Origin of the sequence: Terriglobus sp. TAA 43 (assembly GCF_000800015.1) — a bacterium.
Classification (GTDB): domain Bacteria; phylum Acidobacteriota; class Terriglobia; order Terriglobales; family Acidobacteriaceae; genus Terriglobus.
On the sequence record NZ_JUGR01000001.1, the window covers coordinates 1,197,710 to 1,223,514 of the forward strand.

At 55.6% G+C, this 25,805-nt stretch carries 13 protein-coding genes; 5 read left to right on the forward strand and 8 right to left on the reverse strand.

What is annotated here, in order from left to right; all coding sequences use genetic code 11:
• The first annotated feature begins 78 nt into the window (after positions 1–78).
• Positions 79–3,606, forward strand: a complete 3,528-nt coding sequence (locus M504_RS05060) for a carboxypeptidase regulatory-like domain-containing protein (protein ID WP_156993543.1) — start codon at positions 79–81, stop codon at positions 3,604–3,606.
• 94 nt (positions 3,607–3,700) lie between these two features.
• Positions 3,701–5,110, forward strand: coding sequence for a glycoside hydrolase family 30 beta sandwich domain-containing protein (locus M504_RS05065; RefSeq protein WP_156993546.1), 1,410 nt, complete (start codon positions 3,701–3,703; stop codon positions 5,108–5,110).
• A 143-nt stretch (positions 5,111–5,253) separates the two neighbouring features.
• Here the strand turns inward: M504_RS05065 and M504_RS05070 are convergent, their stop codons facing one another.
• The 4 genes from M504_RS05070 to M504_RS05085 form a co-directional block, all read right to left on the reverse strand.
• Complete coding sequence (locus M504_RS05070) at positions 5,254–7,344, reverse strand: mechanosensitive ion channel family protein (RefSeq protein WP_084214382.1); 2,091 nt, start codon at positions 7,342–7,344, stop codon at positions 5,254–5,256.
• Between the two features lie 265 nt (positions 7,345–7,609).
• Positions 7,610–9,721, reverse strand: coding sequence for a phosphocholine-specific phospholipase C (locus tag M504_RS05075; protein ID WP_047488724.1), 2,112 nt, complete (start codon positions 9,719–9,721; stop codon positions 7,610–7,612).
• 91 nt (positions 9,722–9,812) lie between these two features.
• The gene (locus tag M504_RS05080) at positions 9,813–13,310 is read right to left on the reverse strand and encodes a TonB-dependent receptor (RefSeq protein WP_047488727.1); all 3,498 of its coding nucleotides are present in this window, start codon (positions 13,308–13,310) and stop codon (positions 9,813–9,815) included.
• Between the two features lie 170 nt (positions 13,311–13,480).
• Positions 13,481–14,485 carry a helix-turn-helix domain-containing protein gene (locus M504_RS05085; protein ID WP_084214098.1) on the reverse strand — a complete coding sequence of 335 codons (1,005 nt, stop codon included), beginning with the start codon at positions 14,483–14,485 and terminating at the stop codon, positions 13,481–13,483.
• A 152-nt stretch (positions 14,486–14,637) separates the two neighbouring features.
• On the opposite strand from M504_RS05085, the gene eat reads away from it, so the two are divergent.
• From eat to eutC, 3 genes are read left to right on the forward strand one after another with little or no spacing between them, the layout of a single operon-like run.
• Positions 14,638–15,999 (forward strand): ethanolamine permease, encoded by a 1,362-nt coding sequence (eat, locus tag M504_RS05090; protein WP_156993549.1) that lies wholly within the window; start codon positions 14,638–14,640, stop codon positions 15,997–15,999.
• A 3-nt stretch (positions 16,000–16,002) separates the two neighbouring features.
• A complete protein-coding gene (locus tag M504_RS05095) occupies positions 16,003–17,385 on the forward strand; it encodes an ethanolamine ammonia-lyase subunit EutB (protein WP_047488733.1) in 1,383 nt (460 codons plus the stop codon).
• 6 nt (positions 17,386–17,391) lie between these two features.
• A complete protein-coding gene (gene eutC / locus M504_RS05100) occupies positions 17,392–18,156 on the forward strand; it encodes an ethanolamine ammonia-lyase subunit EutC (RefSeq protein WP_047488735.1) in 765 nt (254 codons plus the stop codon).
• A gap of 21 nt (positions 18,157–18,177) precedes the next feature.
• Here eutC and M504_RS05105 read toward each other — a convergent pair whose 3' ends face one another.
• The 4 genes from M504_RS05105 to M504_RS05120 are packed head-to-tail and all read right to left on the reverse strand — an operon-like array spanning position 18,178 to position 25,722.
• Entirely contained in the window at positions 18,178–19,911 is a 1,734-nt protein-coding gene (locus tag M504_RS05105; protein WP_047488737.1) for a glycerophosphodiester phosphodiesterase family protein, read from the reverse strand.
• Positions 19,908–21,182, reverse strand: a complete 1,275-nt coding sequence (locus M504_RS05110) for an MFS transporter (protein WP_052200423.1) — start codon at positions 21,180–21,182, stop codon at positions 19,908–19,910. The genes M504_RS05105 and M504_RS05110 overlap by 4 nt, the downstream gene beginning before the upstream one ends.
• Positions 21,182–22,192, reverse strand: coding sequence for an HPr kinase/phosphorylase (locus M504_RS05115; RefSeq protein ID WP_232296160.1), 1,011 nt, complete (start codon positions 22,190–22,192; stop codon positions 21,182–21,184). The genes M504_RS05110 and M504_RS05115 overlap by 1 nt, the downstream gene beginning before the upstream one ends.
• A gap of 14 nt (positions 22,193–22,206) precedes the next feature.
• Complete coding sequence (locus tag M504_RS05120) at positions 22,207–25,722, reverse strand: carboxypeptidase-like regulatory domain-containing protein (protein WP_232296161.1); 3,516 nt, start codon at positions 25,720–25,722, stop codon at positions 22,207–22,209.
• Between the last annotated feature and the right edge of the window lie 83 nt (positions 25,723–25,805).

The window sequence follows — 25,805 nt, forward strand, 5'->3', positions numbered from 1 at the left end:
GTTCGGATAAAGCAGTTGAAAGCAGGTAGCAGAACCGTGACATCGTTTCGATCCAAATTCTTGTTGGCCAGTAATCCCATGATTCAAGGACCGCTTAGCCGGCTCTGCCCCATTCCGGTGGCATGTGTTCTGGCGCTCGGTGCGGTCTCGACGGCGGGGGCTCAGGTCACGTCGGGCACCATTCTGGGCTCAGTTCAGGATACATCCGGAGCCCTGGTACCAGACGCCACCGTGAAGGCTGAAGCGCCCGCTCTGGGCGTTACCCGCACAGTCACCTCCACCGGCAACGGCAGCTTCTCCATCCCCAACCTGCCGGCGGGAACGTACACCATCACCGTGACGCGCACCGGCTTCCAGCAGTTGAAGAAGGATGGCGTAATCCTGAACTCCGCCGACCGTCTGAACGCCGGAGCGTTCCAGCTTCAAGTGGGTGCTGAGAGCACCACAGTAAACGTCACGGCTGAGACCGGCCAGATGCAGATCCAGGCCAACTCTGGTGAGCGCAGCGATCTGATCACCGGTAAGCAGTTGAACGACATCGCGCTGAATGGCCGTAACGTTCTAGACATCGTCCGCGTGATCCCCGGCGTTTCTGGTACGGGTAACTTTGGCGCATCTGCCACCGGCGGTCTCGATAGCTACTCCGTCAACGGCACCCGTGCCAATCAGCATGAGTTCACCCTGGACGGCGCCAGCAATGTGGATACCGGCAACAACGGCGGCACGCAGGTGACCCTGAACACCGACGCCATTGCCGAAGTGAAGGTGCTGACCAGCAACTACCAGGCCGAGTTCGGCAAAGCAGGCGGCGGTTCCATCGTGGTGACCACCCGGGGCGGCACCAACGATATCCACGGCAACGTACATTTCTTCCATCGCAACGAAGGCATGAACGCACGTTCGTGGATTGAAAACCACAACGACACACCGCAGCAGCTTTACCGGTACAACACGGTAGGCGCGCAGATTGGTGGGCCGATCAAGAAGGACAAGCTTTACTACTTCTTCTCGACCGAGTGGTATCGCCAGCTTATTCCGGGCAGCGTGAATCAGTACCGCGTTCCCACCTCGCTGGAGCGCAATGGTGACTTCAGCCAGAGCCGCGACTCCAACGGCAACCTGATCACCGTGTACAACCCGAACACCGGACTGCCTTTTGCGAACAACACGGTTACACCGGGCCAGTTGACCGCAGCACAGGCTACGAACTTTGCGCAGATCCAGCGCATTCTGAATCTGTATCCGCTGCCGAATGTTAACGGCCAGTCCACCTATAACCGGCAGGATCCTCTTAGCTATTCGCATCCGCGTACGGAGTATGTTGGCCGTATCGATTGGCAGATCTCTCCTAACGAGCGTCTGTTTGCGCGTTACATCAACAACCAGGACAGCAGTGTTGGCCCGTTCGGCAGCTTTGGCGGCTTGAACTGCTCCAGCAACCTACAGTTCGCGGGCGGCTGCTCTAACCGTCAGCCCGGCTGGAACCTGGCTGTGGATCTGACCAGCACGCTTTCGCCGACCATCGTGAATGAGGTCAGCGTTGGCCCCAGCGTCTACCGCTCTGTCACCGAGGGTGTAAACGGCAACATCAGCGTGGGTGCAAACAACATCAACCTGCCACTGCTGTTCCCTGTTACCTCTGACTCGTCGATCCCGGACTTTGGGTACAGCGGCAATGGCCAAAACTATCCTTCAAGCTACCTGGGTGCTACACCGTGGCATCAGGCGAACACCACCATCAATGCAAATGACAACCTTACCTGGACGTTGAAGAACCACACCATGAAGTTTGGCGTCTTCTATCAGCGTTCGCGCAAGGATCAGATTGCATGGGGTAATGCCAACGGGCAGTTCAGCTTTAACTCCTGCTCGACGTCGCCTGCCGGCTGCTTGAACGGTTCGACGAGCAACAGCAATCAGGGTTCGCCGTTTGCCAGCGCGCTGGCCGGTGCGTTCACCAGCTTCGATCAGTCGTCGTCGCGTCCTACGGGCTACTTCCGTTACAACCAACTGGAGTTCTACGCGCAGGACACATGGGTGATCAGCCCACGCCTGACGCTGGACTACGGCATGCGCTTTGCATGGATTCCGCCGCAGTTCGATGCGCACAACCAGATCGCATTGTTCACTCCGTCGGCTTATAACGCGGCAAGTGCTGTGACGATTGATCCCACCAGCGGCGCAATCACGGGCAACACCGGCAATCGCCTGAACGGCATGACATACAGCAACAACGGCACGCTGCCGAAGGGCGGATGGAACGGCCGTGGCATTCAGTACGAGCCGCGTGTTGGTTTCAGCTATGACATGTTCAACGATCGCAAGGGTGTGTTGCGTGGCGGCTTCGGTATCTCGCATGACCGCTCGCAGGGCAACCTGGTATTCAACACCGTGTTCGGCAATCCCGCGCTGGTGACGACGCCAACGATCAACAACGCAAACATCACTAACATTCCAACCGCGGCACAATCGAACCCCGGTGTTCTGGGCGGCATCTACGGCGCAGACATCACCGGAAAGGTGCCGACGACGTACAGCTTCTCGCTGGGTATTCAGCGTGAAGTGGCTCCTGGCACTACGCTCGACGTTGCCTACGTGGGAACGCAGTCGCGCCACCAGGTCACGGCACGCGATCTGAACCAGATTCCGTATGGCACGACCTTCACCAAAGCAGCGCAGGACCCAAGCCAGTACGCTGGTGGCGTTGTGCCCAACGTGGAACCGAACCTGCCGCCGGAATATGCCGCTGCCGGTTACTCCTTCGCGGGTGACAAGGCATACAACCAGAACTATCTTGCACCGTACAAGGGCTATGACCAGCTTGAGTACTACAAGTTCGACGGCACTGCGGGTTATAACTCACTGCAGGTTTCCGTGCAGCGTCGATTCGCACGCGGTCTGACCTTCGGCGGAACCTACACGTGGTCCAAGGCGATGACGACGTCCACCGCGGATGAAACCTTCGTGGATCCATTCAACCCCAAGAAGTACAGCTATGGTCCGGCAGGCTTTGATCGCCGCAACATTGGCGCCATCAACTACGTGTATGACCTGCCGAAGTTCACGCAGCACTTTGGTGGACCGCGTTGGTTGGGTTATGTGACGGATGGTTATCAGATCAGCGGTCTGGCTAATTTCCAGAGTGGGAACCCTGTGCGCAATTCACTGTGGTCTCCTGGAAACGTGCTGACCGGTGCTCGTCAGTGGAGCAAGATTGCACCGGCATATGTCGGTGTGGATGAACGAGGCAACCTGCTTCTGCCGACCATTGGTCAGCCGACGCAGTCCGCACCGGGCAGTATCCGCAACGATGCTCTTGTTACGTGGGATAACTCGATCTTCAAGAACTTCCCGCTGGGCAAGAGCGACAAGGGCCGTTACATCCAGCTTCGCGGTGAGTTCTTCAACATCCTGAACCACACCAACATCAATGGTCGCGATTACAGCGCGAACATCACAGTGCCTTCGTACAACAGCAGCACTAACACGTACACGCCGCTGTCTATCGCCAAGAGCAACTCGTGGGGCACGCCCACCTCGGTTCGCAATCCAAGTGAACCAGGCGGACCGCGCGTGATCCAGCTTGCAGCGAAGGTCTACTTCTAAACCAGCAGCCTTTTCCCAAATGGGCTGGCCATAACATCGGCCAGCCCATACTTTCTTGCACTACTATTTTCCTACTCGTTCAAAGGATGTCTGCGTGATTCCCTACCGCCTCTTGGTGATGTGTTCGTCGTCCCTGCTTCTCTCCGTCGCTGCCGCGCAGACGGTCCATGGTGTTCAGACATCGGTTGATCTTCGTAAGATGCTCGCTCCACTTCCTGCTGCGAAGTTCACACGCTCTTCTGCAAATGCAGACGCGACCATAACTGTCGACGAGACAAAGCGTTTCCAGACAATCGATGGCTTCGGTGCAGCCTTTGTTGAGGGCTCCGCTTATCTTCTGCAACACGATCTGACACCGCAGCAACGCAGCGATGTGATGACACGCCTGTTCGATCCGAAACGCGGCATTGGCCTGAGTGCAATGCGCCTTCCCATTGCCAGCACCGATCTTTCGCGGACGCATTACAGCTATGACGACATGCCGGAAGGACAGAGCGATCCGGAGATGCAGCACTTCTCCGTTGAAAAGGATCGCGCGGATGTTTTCCCCACCGTTCGTGAAGCGTTGAAGCTAAACCCGCGCATGACTTTGATTGCTTCGCCGTGGAGCATGCCCGCGTGGATGAAGACGAAGCCAACGATGAATGGCGGTGCATTGCGCCAAGATGCTGAGACTGCGTTTGCGAAGTATCTTGTGCGGTCGCTTCAGGCGTTTGCCAAGGAAGGCATTACGCCACAATATTTAACGATTCAGAATGAGCCGCTGAATGAAACGAAGAATTATCCTGGTTCACTATTGCTGGCAGATCAGGCAGCACGCTTTATTGGCAAGGATCTTGGTCCTGCTCTGCGTGCAGCGAACTTGAAAACACACGTGCTTGCGTATGACCACAACTGGGATCATCCAGAGTATCCGCTTAGCGTGATTGCTGATCCTTCTGCGCGACCTTACATGGCTGGCTCTGCTATGCATTGCTATGGCGGCAAGGCTGATGTGCAGGATGACATGCACGCGAAAGATCCGCAGATGGGCATCTGGATGACCGAGTGCTCCGGTGGTACGTGGCAGAAGGAAGCGCCACTGGCTGTGACGGCTCATCTCGTGATTTCGTCAACGCAGCACTGGGCAAAGGCTGTTACGCTGTGGGGCATTGCGCTTGATCCGAAGGGCAACCCTCATGCGGGTGGCTGCGGAACTTGTCGTGGCTTGCTGACGATTGATTCAACACAGAAGCCATCATCGATCACGTGGAATGGGGACTTCTATGCACTCGCACATGCCAGTAAGTATGTGCATCCTGGCGCGGTACATATTGCATCTTCGACGACAACGGATGGAGTGGATCAGGTAGCGTTTCAAGATACCGATGGGACGATTGTCTTGATCGCATACAACGACAACGCTGAGACGAAGACGGTGAATGTGCAGTGGCGCGCACGCACGGTGCACCTATCGTTACCTGCAACGTCGCTGGTTACTTATACGTGGAAGGCAGCGCGTTAATCGCGGAACAGCCGTTTCTATAACTATGCCCTGCCATCGTTACGACGATGGCAGGGCATCTCTTTTTTCTCAGCAGAGAAACGTATGAAATTATCTTTGATCTCAATTTCCTACGATGCAACGAGCTCGGTGAGAGACCTTCATCATCCCTTCACTACTGCCTTCACCTGCGGAGACCCAGCAATCCCATGCTTTATCGCGTCATTATTCTCCATGTCGTGCAGCAGGGTATGAATCATAGCCTCATCCGTGGATGACGCGTTTTTGATTTCTACCGGGAATAACACCGCGTACTGCAGACCTGCCTCTGTGAGCTGAAGGCGCGGCTCAATGCCTGGCTTTTCCAGCGCGGTATCCATCCACTCTTCCACGCGTTGATGCTGGCTTTCAATCGACGCGCGATAGGTGTTGTAGGTTGCGGTGACAGCATTCAGGATGGCATCCGTCGCAGCACGGTAATCAGCATCCGGTTTTAGCCTTACCGTCAATTCGTGCCAGGCATATTCTGTGCCGGGCATCTGCTTGTAAAGCGGCGTGCCGCTTTGGAACAGGACCGAGTTCGCAAATACCGCTACGCGGCCCGTCAGATGCAGTTCGGTTCCTGTGCCTGTAAGTTCTGACATGTAAAAGCGCACCAAGCCTACTTCAATCACATCGCCCGTTACACCTGCCACCGTAATACGGTCGCCCACACGCACACCGTAGCGGCCCACGATAAAGAAGTATGCCGCAACGGAAAGCAGAATCGTCTGCAGCCCAACGGCAATGCCTGCGGTGATAAATCCTGCGAACGTGGCCAAGGAACTGAACTGCGTGACAAAGCCGAAGATCAGCACCATGCCCGTGAGAAATCCGAGAACGATTCGGCGAATGATAAGAATCTGCCTGCGACGCCGGATGTCACGCACATACTTTACTGTTAACCGCTGCCATATTCCGCTGACGATGAACAAGACAAGCAGAGCCACTGCGATGGACACCACACGTACCAGCAATGCGCGTAAGAGCGTGCTGTACTCCGCATTGACGACAGTGCGCCACGCGGTGAGGTTTGCGCGCGCAGATTCCAGGAGCAACACTTCTTGCGACGAGGGTAGTGTTGCAGTACTCAAGACGCGAAAGGTGGAGCTCAGCGTGTCGTAGTGCTTGCGCGTGGCCCGCAGCGCCTCAGCATCTGAAAGATTTGCAGGCGCCTGCATGGCTGCGTTTCCCTGCTGAATCGTGGAGCGCAACAGAGAAAGAAGAGGTGCACGAAGATCCGTAGCCTGCTTCTTCAATGCGTCCAGATCACGAATGCGGCTATCAATATCTTTGCGCGCGCCCAACAGTTGGAACAATGCAATGGCCTGCGTGGAGACTCCCGAATCACGCACCGCCGACAGGCTCTCTAGCACGGGCGGCGCCGCCACTGGTCTTGTAGCGGAAGCCAGTTCTGGGGCAGCACGCAATAGCCGTTCCACATCGCCAGCAAGCCCCGTTGCTGTCTGCGCATCTGCCATGGAAGAGACTCTTGTCATTGCGTCAAGCATGGCCTTCTGCAATTCAAGCTGACCTTCAAGCTGCTCATCGCGTTGCTGCAGAGGTGCAAGAGCCTTGCCCTTCGCTGTACTGATCTGTTTATCCAGCGCCGCATCCTGTGCGGCCAAATCGGCAATGCGTGCCTGCACCCGTGCACGCGCAGCTGTTAAGCGCTGTGCAGTGGTAGGTTCCTGGGGTTGTTCGTCGTCATTGTCGGCGTCGTCCGTAGGTGCTGTTTGCGTTCCGCCCGATTGTGTGCGGTTGGCCTGGAGACGGTTGAAAAGCGCTGCGAGATTTCGTGCAGATTGAAACGCAGCCTGACCAATCTGTGCGGCATGCTGGCTTGCCTGTTCACCGTACAACCCATCGCTCGGCTCGCCCACCTTCTGAATCTGCGTGGTAGATGCGCGATAGAATCGAAGCACGTCATTCAGATGCTCCAGCATGGCCTTTCCTTGCGCCGTGGTATCAATCCCCGGATTTGCAAGCGGTGGCAATGTAGCGATCTGCTGCAGCAGTGTTTGTGCAGGCGTGGCCGATTTTGCCGGAGACGCCGACTGCGACGTGGCAATGGTGGGCGTGGCGGCTGTTGCGGCAGGCATTGTCTTGGCCGTATCTGCCGCAGTGGCTCCGGCAGATGTCTGGCTGATTGCAGGCAAAGAACTCAGAATCAGGAAGGCCGCAAATTTCAAGGCGGCGGATGATGCGCACTTCATGCCATCTTGGATGCGGTTCCCGAATGCATTACTGCTCCATGTGCGCAGCGACTCATCACTACGTGCATTTGGCGTGGCCCCCAAAATGGGAGTTGAATCAACAAGATAACTTACCTTCACACTATGAAGGCTAGCAGACGACACTTTATGGCGTGAATGCTTAAGCGGCGACTGCTACATCTGCTGGATGAGCGAGCCGCCGCTAAGTACTTTGATTTGTGCCTGCGTTGATCGTTCAGGAATCACGATCTATTCTGTTTCGACGTCAACCAAGCATTGGCTGAGTCTGACTCGGGTGACCGCTCTCCACATGACCCGCAAGCTGCAGCTTCAATGCAGCAGGAGAACCAGCGTGGGTGATTGAAAGTTCGTACCAACCCGAACTGGCGCTGAGAGGAACTGCAAACGATGCGCTGCTTTGCGATGCAACCGCCACGGCATGTCCTGCAGCCTTGGTGTGCCTTTCTTCCCAAGCCACATTGACAGGAGTACCTGAAGGATTCTTCAGATTTACCTGCAGTGTCTGTTTGGAAGGATCCTGACGGATATCCACCTGCAGTCCGCTCGCCTGCGATATTCCTGTGTGGCGCGCAAAGAAACCATTTGGACCATGCACCTGCAGGTCAAACGAATCGTCGTTGGCTACTTCCCAGAAGTCTGACAACGTATCTCCCGCAGCGACGCTGTATCGGCGCGGCTGTGTTGTCGGGGTCTTCTGGTCGTAGACATAGAACGCCGCACCGATGCTTCCTGCATTGCGCAGGTCCAGCCACAGCTTCTTATCTTCATGCCGAATCTGCGTATCCAATGCATAACCAATCGCGCGTGCCGGTCGCGTGCCGGGTTCCTGTTCCGGCATTTTCTGTACTGCGGGAATGCTGTATGGCTGATGCGACGACGCGATGGGTTGCGGCGCGGGATAAGACACGATGCGACGATCAGCCGTCTTCGAGAAATCGAAGGCTGAGGTGAGATCACCACAGATGGAACGTCGCCACGCGGAGATATTCGGTTCCTCCACACCAAAACGCTTCTCAAGAAAACGCAGGACCGATGTGTGATCGAAAGTCTCTGAGCATGTCCAGCCACCCCTGCTCCAAGGCGAAACTACGAGCATGGGAACACGTGGCCCAAGTCCGATGGGCTGACGTCCACCCGGATCGGCACCAGGAATCAACGGACGCATTTCGTGGGGATGAAGATCGAGATTCAGAAACTCATCCTCAAGATTCAACTGAAGCGAGTTTGAGATCATGCCACTGCCATTGGCATGCAACGTTGATGGAGGCATCGGGGGGACAACGTGATCGAAAAGACCGTCGTTCTCGTCGTAGTTGATGAAGAAGACTGTCTTGCTCCACACTTCGGGATTCGACGTGAGCGCGTCAAGCACCAAGGAGATGAAGTATGCGCCATCGGTCGGCGATGCTTCGGGGTGCTCGCAGTACTTGTACGGCGCAACAACCCAGGTTACCTGCGGGAGGTTTCCCTTCTGCACATCTTCTTTAAACTGCACCAGCGTGCGATCTGTAACGCCGCGTTGCACCAACTCACTTTTGGGTGATGCTCCTTCTTTTACCTGATACTGTGCGAAGAATTCGAGCGAGTTGTCTGTGTAGTTGTCCGTGGGAGTTCCCGGCACGCCCGTGCCACCCTGATACACGCGCCAACTCACACCAGCCTTCTGCAAACGTTCGGGATACGTGGTCCACGTGTAACCGTTGGTCTCCCCGCGCTCTCCCATTCCTGGGCCATTCTTCCGCTTGCCAAGGCGGTTTTGCGAATCGACCGTTCCACTCCACAGGTAGATCCTGTTCGGGGCCGTATTCGAATGCACGGAGCAGTGATACGCGTCGCACAAGGTAAAGGCATCCGCCAGAGCGTAATGGAAGGACACATCCTCACGCTTCAGATACCCCATCGTTAAAACGTCCTGCTTCTGATTCACCCACTGGTTATGGTGGCCGTGGTTCCACGCAAGGTGACCGCTGCTCCAGCCATGGTCCGTTCCGGCCTGAAATTCAGTTGTCTGTTTTGGATTCAGATAGAAGGGCAGTACGTGAGTTGCGTCGGCTGATAAGCCGCGATCGTGATAGCGCTTTGTCTTAACCTGTGCTGTCGGTTGATGCCAAACGCTCTTTCCATTCGGCATGGGAGCCGGATGCGGATCACTGAAACCACGTACACCACGCAGCGATCCGAAGTAGTGATCGAAGGAACGATTCTCCTGCATCAGGATCACGACGTGCTCTACGTCCTGAATCGTGCCGGTTCGGCTATCTGGCCCGATGGCAAGCGCACGACCAATTGCAGGTGGTGTCATCCCCAAGCCCGCCGTTGCCGCTGCCATCTTCAGAAAATCTCTTCTGCTACTCATGCATCCACTCCCCTGCTATCAGAGTAAAGCGAGCCGGATAGGTTCTCCGGCTCGCTTCAGTACTACGCTGTATGTCGTTTTTACCAATCGCTTAGAACTGCAGGCGCATGGAGACCTGTCCAGTACGTGGGCCGCCGAAGTCGACACCGGTCGTCGTCGTAATCTGACCGAATGTCGTGCTGGCAATGTTCATCGCGGGGTTGCCAAGGTTTGTATGATTCAGCACGTTCGTAAACGTTCCTTCGGCCCGCAGTGATACACGCTCTGTAATGTTGAACTGCTTGCTCAAACCAGTGGACAGGTTGACCAGGCCGGGTCCGACGACGGAGCCGTTCTGCGCGTTGCCGAAGCGACCAATCGGATTTGGATCTCCTGCCTGTCCGCGTCCCGTGTGGCACTGTGTTCCAGCCGCCCAGTTGGGAGTGCCGGGGCAAGTGAATGCCGCAGAGTTAAACCACTTGTTTGCGGAACGCTGTGCGGGAGAAACATTTACTCCAACCACGCGGTCCACCTTCTGCGAACGTCCTGGATAAGCTGCGCCAATCTTGGAAGAGCTGAGTCCCGAACCGGTACCGGAAGGATCGCCCTGACCGCTGGAGAAGTACGGCGACAGGAACGGTCCCGTCTCCACAACGAAGATGCTGCTCAACTGCCATCCACCAACGAGCAGATCAGCGTAGCGGTTCATCTTTCCACCAAACTGCTTGCCACGGCCAAACGGCAATCCGTAGACGAGCGTGGTGTTCCAACGATGACGGCGGGTTCCGTAGGCCTGACCAAAATCCACGTTGGGATCCTGACCATAGCTTGCACGTGAACCGCCGCTTTCGCCAGCAAAGCTGGCGGAACCTGGGCCCATATTGTTGGCAAGGTTCTTTGCCAACGTGTAGGTGGAATCAATCGTCAGGCCATTGCTGGCAGCGCGATGGAAATTGATCTGGCCCGACTGATAGTTGGAGTCGGCTCCCGTAGAGCGTGTATTGATAACACCCCAGTTCGGGAACAGACGCGCGGACAACGGCTGATTGTATGCAGAGGTTGTCGTTGAGTAAGGCAGGTCGTTCAGGTTCGGCGCCCAGACAAGGTGCTTCGTCGTCATGCCGATGTAGGAAACACGCAGGCCATAGCCCTTTCCAAGATCGCGATCCACCGACAACGAGACCTGGTGCGAATACGGATCGTTCCAGTGAATATCATTCGCTGTACCGAAGTAGGCCTGACCGTAGTTGCTAACAGCATTGGAGCTGGTTCCGGCACCTGCATAAATGGCAGGCCAGGTATAGGACGGACCACTTGCTGTCTGCGTGTTGGCATACTGCGTCGTGTTGGACTGTAGCGTGCCTGTCAGCGAGTAGAAGTTGGAACCAAGCAACGTGATGTTATAGAGACCGTAGCCGCCGCGAACAACGGTGCGATTGCTACCGAACGGCCGATACGCAAAGCCGAAACGCGGAGCAAAGCGAAACTTAACTGCGGTACGAAGACCGTCAGGTAGCCCTGCCTGCGTGTTGTCGACCGTCGGTGTGCAGGCCGCTCCATTTTGCGCTGGCACGCCGGAGGTCTGACCCAGTCCGCAGGAGTTGAAGCTGGCGAGATAGTCCTGGGAAACCAGTGCTCCCTTACCCGTTGGATAAATCACGCGGCCCGACTTCGCGATCGATGGATCGAAGTTACCGATGTTGCCGGACGGATCGTGATACGCCGGGTGGTATTCGTAACGAATGCCGTAGCTCAGCGTCAGGCTATCGGACACGCGCCATTGATCCTGCGCGTAGAAGTGATAGTGCTTGGCTTTGCCGTCGTTGTCCGACTGCACAACGTCATAGAAGGTGGTGTTCGGCGTACCGATCAGGAAGTCCGCGAATTCATTACCGGTGAAGTTCGCTGAAGAATAATCGAACGTTCCGTAGTTGTCCGCACCATTAAAACCAAGCGGGGTAATAGCTTCAATCCTGCGGATATCCAGGCCGAATTTCATCGTGTGGCGTCCCTTCACCCATGTCAGATTGTCTGTGAACACATGTGTGCGGGACTGCGACACAGACGTCAGACGGTCTGCATTCAGAGGCGTCAGGTACGAGAAATCGAGTTCAGGTAGGCCGTTGTAAAACAGGTTCTGTAATCCCTGCAGACCAGAGTTCTGCGTGAAGGTTTTACCGTCAAAAGGGTTCGTGTTTCCGGTCGTAGAGAAAGTGAAACCATACCGGAATTCGTTGATCAAGTTCGGCGTGAAGTTATAGTTTCCAGCTACGAGGAAGATACGATCCTTCTCAGAATTTTCGCTGGAAGGAACATTCAGATTCTGGGCGCTGTGCGGGTTGTGGTTCTTGAATGAGAACCGGCCAAACACCATTGCCTTCTGTCCAAAGTATTGATCGCCACGGATATCGAATTGCTCAGAGAAAAGCGAGGTGTCTTTGTTCGTGGAGTAGTTGTACTGTCCCGGAACATACGTTGATGTATCGCCGATGTTGGGGTCCGGGAAGAACTGCAGGAACTTCGCCGCAACAGCATTAACGGGTACCGCGCCCAACGCATAGTTGGCACCTGTGTAAGGGTTCTTCAACGAAGAAACGCCCTGTACGCGGGTGAAGTCACCCTTCTTCATTGCAGCCGTGGGAACGTAGTACTGCACAGAGGTTGTACGCGGATTGCGGTAGCCCTCGTAAGTACCGAAGAAGAACGTCTTATCGTGTCCGTTGTATAGCTTCGGAATGACAACGGGTCCACCCAGGCTTCCACCATAGTCATTGGTAATCAGTTTCGCCTTGGACAACGCGGCGTAGGCTCTTGCATTCAACGATGCATCCTGGTGATACCAGAAGGCCGCACCGTGAAGCTGGTTCGTTCCGCCCTTGGTCGTCGAAGTAACTTCGCCCGGCTGACCGAATTCTGCATTGTTCATCACGCCGTCTACGCGCATTTCCGCAATGGAATCGCCAGAAGGAAAGGCATTCTGAATGGGCGAATTTCCACCGGTAGCGCTACGAGTCGTGATGCCATCAACGGTCACTTCCGTCTGAAACGGCAGACCGCCCTGGATGGAGAACGACGTTCCATTGCTATCACCCTGCACACCGGGTAGCGATTGAATCATGGTCAACGGGCTGGTGCCGTTTGAACTGGCGCGATAGTTCGCAGGCAGGTCACGCACTGCAGTCGCAGATAACGTTGCATCAATCGAAGGTGATTCGGTCTGGATCGCGCCCGCGTCGCTGGCATTAACGGATGTTTCCTGTGCCAACGTGCCAAGATCGAGCGCAGCATCAGCACGCAATTCCTGACGCGCCGTCAACCGCAGATTCGATACTTTCTGCGTTGCAAATCCCTGCGCGGTGATTTCAAGCGTGTAGGCACCGGCATTCAGACTGGGGAACTGATAGTTTCCAGCGGAATTTGTTTTTGCAGTCTTGACGACGCCTGTGTCAGTCGCCGTGAGCTTTACCTCGGCGTTGGGAACCACCGCCTCGCTCTTGTCCTTCACGGTTCCAAGGATCGTTCCTTGAGTGGACTGGGCGTGGACGATGAGTGTACCGCTACATAACAACACCGATGCGATCGAAATTGGCGCAAGCCTACGGATAGACATCCTGATCTCCAAGAAAGTCCACGGTGGCCAAAGCCAGTTACATTGCTACAAAAGGGTTGCAACGAGCACTCGCACCATGGGGAAGTGAATGCAGCATAGCCAGCCGATGCGTTGTCCTGTTATCTAATTTCGGCAAAATGCGGAGGAAAGGCGCATTTGTCACAGAACTTTCATCTTAAGCGGGCATCCTGCGTGCGCTTCAATGTGAGGGAAGGTAGTTCCAGAAAGTGCTGCTTGTAGTCCTTTGAGAACTGGCTGAGATGCCAGAAACCCCAGTCTGCCGCAACCTGTTGAACAGACTTCATCAGCGCGCTGCGCTTGCTCAAATCGCGCCGCACGCCATTCAATCGCAGCAGTTTCAAGTATGCGTTTGGTCCCATCCCCAACACTTGTTCAAACGCATACTGCAGTGTGCGGCGACTGATATTGAAGTTTCGACAAAGCTCGGGAACAGACGCAACACGGTCATCAAGGCTCAGCAGGTATTCGCGGACATCGCGGACGAGAATCGCCTGCTGGCGCTCTGCCCTGCTCACTTCAGTACTTGCACTACGCTCGCGACACGCGTCCGCAACAGCATCCATCAACGATTGCTCCATCGCCTCCCTTGCGTTCGCACTCTGTGCAACTTCCGGGTAGAGCAGTGTTTGTGAAAGCAGTTCATGCAAGAGCATGCGCAGGCGCGTTCTCAAGTGCGGCGCCGCTCGTAGTAGATCGTCGCGATCGCCGGGAGGAGTGACATCCTGAAACAGCCGAAGGTGTTCTTCCAGTTTTTTTCGTTCCACCACGATGCCGAAGATCTCAAACGACTCAGGTGTCATGAGTTCAAACACCTGATTTCCGCGGCGAATCGCAATCTCACCGCACGGGATCATACGTGCGTCCAGACGAAACGACACATCTTCTCGCACGGGAATGCCGAACCACCAAGCATCAGACTTCACAACGCACGACTGGCGCAGACGGGCGTTTGTAGCCTCGCGAAACACATGGAGCGAGTCGGTGCAGATACCTTCTATTGCGCCGTGAAAGCTCCCCGGGGAGATCTGGTCGTAGAGCTGCGACCAACCCTGCAGGCTACGCGCTTGCGCATTTGCGTCGTCTGACGCACACGCATACACCTCCGCCCTTTCGGGCGAATATGACAACGCAGCCTTCCCGGTAGAAGCTGGCATGATGGTGGGTATTATCCGATAGCAACCTCGATACAGCAAATGCCATAAGACGGCATTTTTCGGGAATTGCCGAATTTCAATAGTCCTTGCACTCGAATATGAGCATAATGAGCGCACACGCACACAATTTCTGTTTTGCGGCAAAGGAGCGAATGGAAGAGCATTCTCATCTGAAGGCGACACTGAACACGTGGCAACTGTGGGGCATCGCCGTCGGCCTTGTCATTTCCGGCGAATACTTCGGATGGAGTTACGGCTGGGCAAGCGCAGGCACACTTGGATTTCTCATCACCACGGCGTTGGTGGCCACCATGTATGGCACCTTCATCTTCAGTTTTACAGAGCTCACGACTTCGATTCCTAACGCAGGTGGCCCGTTTGCTTATGCGCAACGAGCGTTCGGCCCACTTGGCGGATACATCGCCGGCATCGCAACGCTCATTGAGTTCGTCTTCGCACCACCAGCGATCGCGTTGGCCATTGGCGCCTATCTGAATGTGCAGTTCCCTTCACTGTCGCCCAAGCTTGCTGCCACCATTGCATATCTGGTCTTCATGACGATCAACATTGTTGGTGTACAGATTGCGGCCAGCTTTGAACTCTTCATCACGCTGCTTGCCATTGCAGAATTGCTTGTCTTCATGGCTGTGGTCGCTCCGGGCTTCCACCTGTCCAACTTTCTTTCCGGTGGATGGTCCGGCAAGGATCACCTGACAATTGGCACGCTGCATGGCATGTTCACCGCAGTCCCTTTTGCGATCTGGTTCTTCCTTGCGATTGAAGGCGTGGCAATGGCGGCAGAAGAAGCCAAGAACCCTGCCCGCTCCATTCCACGCGCGTATCTGGGTGGCATTGCAACATTGCTGGTGCTGGCGCTTGGAGTCATGGTGATGGCAGGTGGCGCGGGTGACTGGCGTCTGCTTGCAAACATCAACGATCCGTTGCCACAGGCTATGAAGATGATTGTGGGCTCCTCCAGCGGATGGCTTCATATGCTGGTGTGGCTCGGCCTGTTTGGGCTGATCGCATCGCTGCACGGCATTATCTTCGGCTATTCCCGACAGATTTACGCTTTGGCGCGCGCTGATTATCTTCCGGAGGTCTTCGGAAAGATTCATCCCCGATTCAAGACGCCCTGGGTTGCGATTCTTGCGGGTGGCATCGTGGGTATTGCGGCCATCTACAGCGATTCATGGCTTGTGATCGCGGGACAACCACTTACCGCAAACATTGTTACCATGTCCGTAATCGGTGCCTTGGTTATGTACGCCACCAGCATGCTCGCTCTTTTTCGCCTTCGCAAGACAGAACCAGACATGCCGAGACCCTTTCGCATTCGACTGTACCCGTTTGCCCCTCTTTGGACATTGCTGGGTGTCTTGGTCTGCCTGGCAAGCGTTGTGTATTACAACCGCTTGATTGCGACGATCTTTCTTGCTACGGTCATCGCGGGATACCTCATGCTGCGTGTGACAGGACGTATTGGGGCTGAACGCAACGCTTCGCGAGGCTGACGTATGAGCTTTGCTCACACAATTCAGGGAACACGGTATGGCTTTGCAGATTTGAAAGATCTTCTTGCGAAGGCTTCTCCTGCGCGCTCTGGCGACGATCTCGCTGGCGTGGCCGCGGAGTCTGAGATCGTTCGAGCAGCGGCGCGGTATGCGCTTGCCGACGTTCCGTTGAAGCACTTTCTTCAAGAGGCCGTTATCCCCTATGAACAGGATGATGTAACCCGGCTCATTGTTGACACACACGATCAGGATGCCTTCGCTCCCGTTGCGCATCTGACCGTGGGGCAGCTTCGCGAATGGCTCTTGCAGGAAACGCAAACACCGGAATCACTTGGAGCGGTCAGCCGCGGACTGACGCCGGAGATGGTCGCCGCAGTCTCCAAGTTGATGCGTAACCAGGATCTGATTCTTGCCGCTAGCCGCTGCAAAGTTGTGACACGTTTTCGATCCACCATCGGACTGCCCGGTACGATGTCTGTCCGCTTACAACCCAACCATCCTACCGATGATGCGAAGGGCATTCTTGCATCCACCATCGATGGTCTCTTGTACGGCTGTGGAGACGCCGTCATTGGCATCAATCCAGCAACTGACAGCGTGTCGTCAAGCATACGGCTTCTGCAACTGCTGGACGACTTTCGTCTTCGCTTCAACGCACCTGTGCAAACATGCGTTCTTACGCATGTCACGAACACCATGGAAGCGATAAAACGTGGCGCCCCGGTTGACCTTGTGTTCCAGTCCATCGCGGGAACGCAGAAGGCAAACGAGTCATTCGGTATTTCGCTCTCCATGTTGCGTGAGGCTGAAGAGGCTGCGCTTTCGCTGAAGCGTGGCACCATCGGCACGGATTGTATGTATTTTGAAACGGGCCAGGGCAGCGCACTTTCCGCATCTGCAAACTTTTGTGTGGATCAGCAAACGTGTGAAGCGCGAGCGTACGCCGTGGCTCGTATGTGTAAGCCATTGCTTGTGAATACCGTGGTTGGCTTCATCGGTCCGGAGTATCTCTACGACAGCAAACAGATCATTCGCGCTGGCCTTGAGGATCACTTCTGCGGAAAACTGCTGGGCCTGCCGATGGGATGTGACGTGTGCTACACCAATCACGCCGAAGCGGATCAAGACGACATGGACACTTTGCTCACGCTGCTTGGAGTGGCGGGAGTAAACTTCATCATCGGTGTTCCGGGTGCGGATGACATCATGCTGAATTATCAAAGCACATCGTTCCACGATGCCCTGTACGTTCGCAGCGTGCTGGGGTTGAAGCGTGCGCCTGAATTCGAAGAATGGCTCAGCGAGATGCAGATAGTGGATGCCAACGGGCGATTCGTTTTATCCAGCCCAAGCCTTGCCCGCATGCTTCCGTTGGCAGGTGAGTGAAGATTCGTGGAACGCTCGCTTGTCAACTCGGAGTCATGGTCCTCGCTAAGCGAATGGACGTCTGCTCGTATTGCGTTAGGCCGGGTAGGAGTGAGTCTTCCCACCAATCCGTTGTTGGACTTCAACATGGATCATGCACGCGCACGCGATGCGGTTCATGCCGCACTTGACGTTACCGCCCTTTCTGCCCAATTGCGCGAACATGGATTCATTGCAAAGCAAGCAAATAGCAAAGCAAAGGATCGTTCGGAATACCTACGCCGCCCTGATCTCGGACGTCAGTTGAATCCAGAATGCCTAGCGTCGCTTAAAGAGGATGATGCGCCGTCTATCAGGCGCATCACGATTGTGGTTGCGGACGGGCTCTCGGCACTTGCACCCAGCTTGCATGCATTGCCCATGCTCACGCGCCTGCGTGATGCTCTTCCTGATTGGGAACTGGATCCTGTGCTCGCAACACAAGCACGCGTTGCACTCGCGGATGACATTGGCGAGCTGCGACACGCGAACATTTCCCTTATTTTTATCGGAGAACGGCCCGGCCTGAAATCACCCGACAGCCTGGGCGCCTATCTGACCTATGCGCCGCGTCGCGGTCGCACCGACGCCGAGCGAAACTGTGTCTCAAACATCCGCCCCGCAGGCCTTTCCTATGACGAAGCGGCCTTCCGGCTGGCACATCTCATTCAGTCAGCCTACGCACTCGGAGCCAGCGGCACGCAATTAAAAGATGACAGCGATTCCATCCCACCGATGCTTGAATCCGCCTAGATGGGCCGGAGCAGCTCCCCATCAAGGTAATGCCGCATGAGCCTGGTGAATCTTCTCGGCCGCCCACACAGCCTCCGGCTCGCGCATTGACTGGAGCTGATGCAATGCGTCAGAGTCAGCTCGAAATGCCACAATCCGTATGGCGCGTTGCCGTATAGCAGGATTTGCATCGCGCAGGGCGCTGCGTACCGCCGGTCCTACGCGATCGTCGGCCATCGTCAGCATCCACTCCGCTCGGTCTGCAACTCCGGCATTACTGGACCCCAATTGGCGCACCGCGTCCTCTGGCTGATCTGCAATTCGGTCCCACAATTGAAAGCCTGCCACCTGAGAGAGTGTCTGCGTGAAGTCTGCTCCGGGATGGAAGGCTTGTTCCTCCAACGCTACGAGCGACGGCTCACCCTTTAGAGAGCCGATGGCCTGCAGCATCTTCATCTGCGATCGGTAGTGATCAGTGATCGTCTTGATTTCTGTCTCTGTCAGCGTCGGTTGCCCACGCTTTGTCCACGCATCGTATCGTGCAAGCGTCTCCTTCACTTCAAGACGGAGTCGTGCGGGTAGAATGCGTTGTGCCATCGCAGGGTCGTGAGCCGCTAGCGCTGATGCTGCGGCTCCGCACACGGCAGTGTCCTTATGGTGAAGCAGAGGTAGTAACTGTTCCGCAGGTACGTTGCCCGGCGTACGCGCCAACGCCACCAATGCTTCTTCCAACACAATAGGATCGTTACTGTGTAGCAACGGGACCAACATGGATGAAGGACCACGCAATGCACCGACTCCCCACGCAGCGTTTGCTTGAACATGTGCGTCTTTCGAGCGAAGTGCCTTGTCGAAAATATGTGGGTTTGGTCGGGGACGCATTGTTACCAATGCGACGGCTGCAGCACGCGAAACACGTGGATCTACATCCAGCAGCCATGATGCGAAACTCTCAGTAAGCGGTACGCCGTAGAAGTGCGGCAGAAGTGCAATCGCTTCCAGGCGATGTTGACTGTCTCCGGATGAAGCCGTTCGTGACAGCGCAGCTACCGTTGCCTCCACTGGTCTGCCGACTGCGTCCGCGCCCAGGCGAACATAATCAACATTAATGCCATCTGCTCCGTTCGCCACTGCGGCATGCATTGCGTCCAAGTCCATCTCATGTGCGTTCGCAGAGAAATTTACGATGACGCGTTTTCCGTCGCGATGTAATGAATCAATCTGTTTCGCAGTGGCATTTGGTTGAACCCACGACTCGGGAGCACCCGTCTGTTTCGGTAGCCGGTCGCGAATATCATCCACTTCTCCGCCGAAGCGAACACGATCCCGCATGGATGCGCGATCGACAGCGGCCAGGATATCCGCGCCTGTTCCCTTCACCTTCACATCGAGGATCAAACGTACGCCATGAGCGCGAGCGAACGTGAGCGCATCATCAAAGCGAACGATATGCATACCGCTCCAGCGACCACCCATCCACGCACCTGCTTCGCGTGTTGCCAGATCATCGTAGAGGGACGTCTCCACCTCACCTACGCCATCCGTCAGTCGTTCTGTGAAGCCGTCATGGTTCAAAATCAGGACACCGTCCATCGTCCTGCGAACGTCGACCTCAATCACATCGCAACCTGAGAGTGCCGCCATTTCCAGCGACTCAAGAGTGTTCTCAGGGACATCCTTATTAGCTGTGCGGTGACAGTACAGATCGACATGACGACTCTGTGCGCACACGGTTACAGAGGCTACTACAAATAGAAGAATAAATATCCGCTTCACGCCTTTGCCTCCTGCGGAAGACGGAGCAGCGTAACCGTGCAGAGAGCGACACCGACAGCGACGGCACCCAGCAACACAAACATCCATGCATAGCCGAAGCTGGCAAAGCCGATCCCAGCAAGTACCGTCGCTCCAGATGAGACCAGCGCATTGCCGAACATCACTGCAGACGCTGCCGTGCTGCGTTCACGCTCGGGTGTACCGCGCATCAGCAGGTTGTACATGCCTGGCGAACTCATCCATTGCGCCGCGGAGAAGCAGAGGTAAAGTGTGGTCGCCACGTTCACTGTATGTGTCAACGCGAGCAGCAATAGCAATGCGCCCGTCACCAGTTGTGTAGCCGCAATCCCACGTTGCAGTCCAAGCGATCGAAACAATGGTGCTGTCACCAGTCCAGAGCACAGTTGCACCATCTGCGACAGGAGAAAGACTGTTCCAATGCGACTGAGGCTCATGTGCAGACTGTTGGTGAGATACACATTTGCAAATGGAACAAAGGCCGCAATCATTGCGGACCAGATCGCCATTAATGGAACATAACGCCGCAGGAATGAGCTGTGGAGCAGGTGCTTCCATCCATGCATCGTTTCGTCGTCAGCGCGAACTTCATTGGGGAACTGCAGCCTCCACGCGAACACAAATGCAACGGCTGCAAGCAGTGAAGCGCAGATTAGAATAAAGCGCTGAATCTGCCATGTCTGGAGCGTTGATCCCGCAGCAGCCATCCATGCAGGCAGATGTGCTGCGAATGCGCCGCCAAGGGCACTTGTACCAACGCTGACAGAAAAGATGAGGCTGAAGGCGGCTGCGCTATTGTTCTCTTCCGTGAGCCCGGCGATGGCAGGCAGAAAGCAAACGCCCCAAAGGCACATTGCCGCACCGCCGAGAATCGCGAGGGCAACCTGAGAAGGCAGCTGCGTGAAAAGTGTTCGTAGAATGCCAACGGCAGGTGCTATCGCAAGGCAAACCAGCATTACTGGACGAACGCCATACTTCCTGGCCAACATGCCCGCAGGCAGCGTGCAGGCTACGGATCCGAGTGTCAGCGCGCCATTGATCAGCCCGATGGAACGCTCCTGAAAATGCAGATTGAGGAGGAACAGATTGAACAGGAAGTAATAAATACCAAAGCCAGCATCGAAGAACAATGCAGCAAAGAAGAAGGTCCAGAAGCTGCGACTGAAACGGTACTGTCGCATCCACGAACGAGGATCATTCCACGAGACTTGTTCTGCTGGTGGATCTGCGATGTCTTCAATTGCAGTTTGCATCACAGGCTTTCCTCCGCCAACTTCCGCAACCGATGCACGGCCCAATCAAGATCGCTGTAGTGCAACTCGTGCAACTGAGCAGTTAGCAGTCCTTCAACATCACGATCACGTTCCTGCTGCTGCGCGGGCACACCCCACGCAGTCTGCCGGAAGAAACTACGCGCGATGTCCGCGCGATAACTACTCAACTGTTCGCGGCCACTGCGACGATTGAGGAAGACGATGTGATTGACGCGGGTCTCCGCGCAGGATCGAATCCCCGCTGAGGCTGCAACCTCAATCGAAGGCTTGCCCGCCGCGCGCGGAGTGATGGGAAGGTCACGCATCTCGGGAAAAAATCGCGCAGCTTCCGGACGCAATCGCACTTTGTACGGGTTGCCCAGCGCTATGCGACCACCCAAACCTCGCAGAAGGAACGACGCGTCGTCACTGATGTATCCAAAGCCTGCGCGCGCACATGCGTATGAAAGCGTGGACTTCCCTGCGCCGCTATCGCCGCACAACAGTACGCCGCTTCCAGCCCACTCCACACAGCCCGCGTGCACCGGCGTCACATAGCGATTCGTGATATGACACGATGCAGCGTGCTCCAGGAAGAAGTATGTGGCATACAGCGGATGCCGCATTGCAGCTTCACTTATCACGACTGTTGTGGTGTTTCGTTCAAGATCAATGACGCTGTAGTTGTCCGCATCCGCCATGGAGATCATCAACGGCAACAGGATTCGAAAATTCGGAGTAGGAGGACACTCCACGCCGTCACCGGGCACGACGGTAACATCCACGTGAATCTCGGGTGTATCGAATTTCCGGGGAAACGCCTTCCATGCCTCTTGATATAGAGAGAGAGCCTTTGCGGAATTGCTGCGAAGACGCGCTGGAAATCCATATGGGCTGGCTTTCGCATGATGCTTCAACTCTGGCCCTTCTAACGGATGTCGGGCGAAATCAAGCGGCCGCGATGCATTGCAGGCCGCCTCAATCTCTTCCACGCTCATCATCTCTGCCATGCCTGCTGCTCCTCTTAAAAGGCGTAACGGAATGCAAGTTGAATCACGCGGGAGTTCCCGTTGTCTCCCAGGATGCGGCCAAAGCTCGGACTCGGACGGTATTGCGAGATGGGCCCGCTGGGATCACCGCTGAAACTGAGACTTGCATTCGGATTGCTGAACTGCGTGGTGTTGGTGACGTTGAAGAACTCTGCACGGAAGCGTGCGTTCTGCCGTTCGCTGAAATTGAAGACACGTTCTACCGCGAGATCGAGATTCAGTTGTCCCGGACCACGAGCAACACCTACGGCGCTGTTGCCAAAGTCCTGATCCGCGGGGCTGGTTCCAAACGCTATCTGAGGTGCGCGCGTGAATGCAGCTCCGTTGAGCCATGTATTGATGACGCGGTCGAAGTTGCTCCCCGTCGTGGCGATGTTGCCAGAGCCGGACAGTTGTGCGCGATTCAGAAAGTTTCCATAGACCGATCCAGCGTTACCATCCATCACGGTGATAGGAGTTCCGGTCTGTGCAACGCCGATGCCTGAAAGGGTCCAGTCTCCCAGCGCCGCGCGAATTGCGACAGGCATTGTCCGTAGCTTTGGCGCTTGCCATGTGAAGCTGACAACACCACGATGCGTGCGGTCGAAATCCGTCGGCCCATAGCCCCCACGCGTATTGTGCTGGTCGTTCGTCAGCAACCATACTTCGTACCCGATGCCGCCTCCTGATCCGCTCGTCTCATCCATCGCCCTCGACCAGGTGTACGCGAACTGCATTTGAAATCCGTGGGCCATGCGTTTCGTCACTGTGGATTGCAGTGCGTTGTAGTTCGCCTGAAATATGGAGAGCGTGAACAACGAACCGGGACTTACACCCTGAATCGGAAGGCGCTGAATCAGATTGTTCGTGGAGTTTGTTATCTCACCCGCAACGGGGTGAGTGGGTGATGCCAATAGGGCCTGATCAAACTCAATCGATCCAGGACGGTGGATCGAACGAGTTCCAACATAACCAATCTGGAATAAGAAGTCGCGCGCAAATTCCGTCTGAACATTCAGGTTGTACTCCTGCGTGTATGCATCCTTCAGATCGGGAGAGATGCCCTGCAGAAATGGGAAGCCGAAAGGCACGCGCGGAATGAACGTTGGATAACTGGAAGGAGGTGGCAGCATTGGACTGAAAGGTTGCGCCAGTGTGGCTCCTGCATTCGCCGGACCGGAAGATATCTGCTGAATGGAGAACGGAGCCTGCCCTTCCTGCCCTTCAATGTAGCCGCCGGAATGCTGATCGAAATAAATACCATAGCCACCACGCAACACCGTTGTTGGATGGCCCGCTATCTGCCACGCAAAACCGAAGCGTGGGGAGACGTCACCAAAACGTGTTGTCCAAAGGCTGCGTCGATCTAACTTCGTAACACCTGCCGGAACCGCTCCCGGAAAGTTCGAAGGAACTACAAAGCCTGTCAATGAGCCCGATGCTGGTGTATCGCCTGTAGCAAGGGCAGGATCAAAGTTGGGGAAGCGGCCGTTGATCTCCCACGGCGCGCCGAAGATTTCGTAGCGCACGCCCACATTGATCGTTAGTGACGGCATCAGGCGTAGGTCGTCCTGTGCAAACAGTGCCACGTCGTTATAGCGGCCGTCCTTACGTGAGATGCCGGAAGACCCCACGCTCATATTGAGGTTGCTCGAACCGATGGGGCTTCCGTTTTGCGCCGCACTCTGTCCTAGAAGGAAGTCGGCAAACGTATTTGTCTCCACAAATCCTGTTGCTGAGAAAGGCGCATCAATGGCCACTTGATGATGTTTCACCTCAGCACCGAATCTTATGTTGTGCTTCCCGCGAGTCATGGAGAGTGTGTCCTGCCAGATGAAAGAGTTCGTTACCTGCCACTGTGAGGGCGTTCCCGCATCACCGATGGTGAACAACCCATCTACTGTCAGGCCAGGCGCACCTGTCGTGGGGCCGACGATGCCCGTGGGACTGCTCTGGCCGATATCAGCCGCCAGTGTCGGATGCTCCACGTTTGCCACACCATCGAAACGCATATATGCAACACGCGCCACGTTCACCAGCGTGGGGCTGAACACATGCGTATCGGCGAGTACAAACATCGTGTTGCGATCAAGTTGGTCAGTGCCCCACCCAGGAACATTCGCAGCATTCGCTGAGAACGGTAGCTTGAAAGGATCCCGCGCATAGAAGAAGCGGCCCGAGAGAGTATTGCGAGGTGTCAGTACGCGATCAACGTTGACAGAAAACTGGTCTTCACTAAAGCGAGCAGGCGGTGCAAATGTAGACTGTCCAACCGGCAACGCCGAAGGATCACTTTGAGGCAGAATTGACTGCGGAGCAGGCACTGCAAACGATCCATCAGACAGCTTTGCGTTCAGGATGGAAACAGCAACCGGATTGATATTCGATCCATCACATGCGACCTGAGTTCCACCAGCATGTGTGACATAGCCGGAAAGCGGCGCACCCGAAGCATCGGTATGTCCTGCAGCGCAGAATTGCGCGCCAAGTGTTCTTGCTGATCGGTCATTCGTCAGCAGTGGCAACACTGCAGAGCGTTTGCCTCCCAGTCCGTTGATGCTCCGCTCTCCCTGGTACTGCACAAAAAAGAATGTGCGATCGTGCTGGAGGGGACCGCCGAACGTGCCGCCGAAGATATTCTGTTTCAGCGTCGGACGCGGCTGCCCTTGCTGCTTCGTGAAGAAGTCATTGCTGTCCATCGCGTCGTTGCGAAAGAACTCCCACACAGAGCCATGGAACTGGTTTGTTCCCGTCTTGCTCATGACATCAATGTTCGCGCCAGAGCCACGTCCGTATGCCGCATCGAAGTTCGCGGTCTGCACTTTTACTTCTGCGATGGCATCCGGTGCAGGAATAGCTGTACCTACTTCCTGTCCAATAGCCGCCATAGAGTTCTGTGCAAGGTTGTTCGCATCCACGCCGTTGAACTGCACATTATTCGCCGTCGTCTTCGCGCCGTTCGAGGCGACATTCTGGGAGCCGTTGCCAATGGGAGATGACGTGGGTACGTCTGTGATGACCCCGGGCGCCAGGCTAAGGAGTTGCGTGTAGTTCCTGGTGCGCAGTGGTAGCGCAAGCATGGATGTCTGATTCACCAGACTGCCCAATGTAGACGACTCAAGATTTGCAAGTTCTTCGTCACCAGCTACACGTACCTGCTGCGAATCCTGCGCAATTGTCACGCGGATGTTTAACGAACTAATGCCACCCGTTTCCACCTTCACACGCATGTCAGCAGTATCTGCGAAGCCAGGAACACGTACACGAATGGAATACGTTCCCGGGTGCAACAACGCAACGCGATATGCTCCATTTTCGTTGGTGTGCACGACGCGGACCGCATTGGTATCCACATCAGACGCTGTCACCTCTGCATTTCTAATCACACTGCCGGAAGGATCTGTCACAAGTCCGGCGACGGCGCCCGTTCCCGGTGTCTGCGCGCGCGACGAGCCAACGCATGTCGTCAGCGCCACGAGACAAAGAAACGAATGCGAGCGAAAAGTTTTCACGACGGTACCCCGAAGAGAGATAAGCCGAGTATGCGGAAACGGAACTTGTAACTTGTTAGCGGCTTGTCATCTTTTGTAAAGAG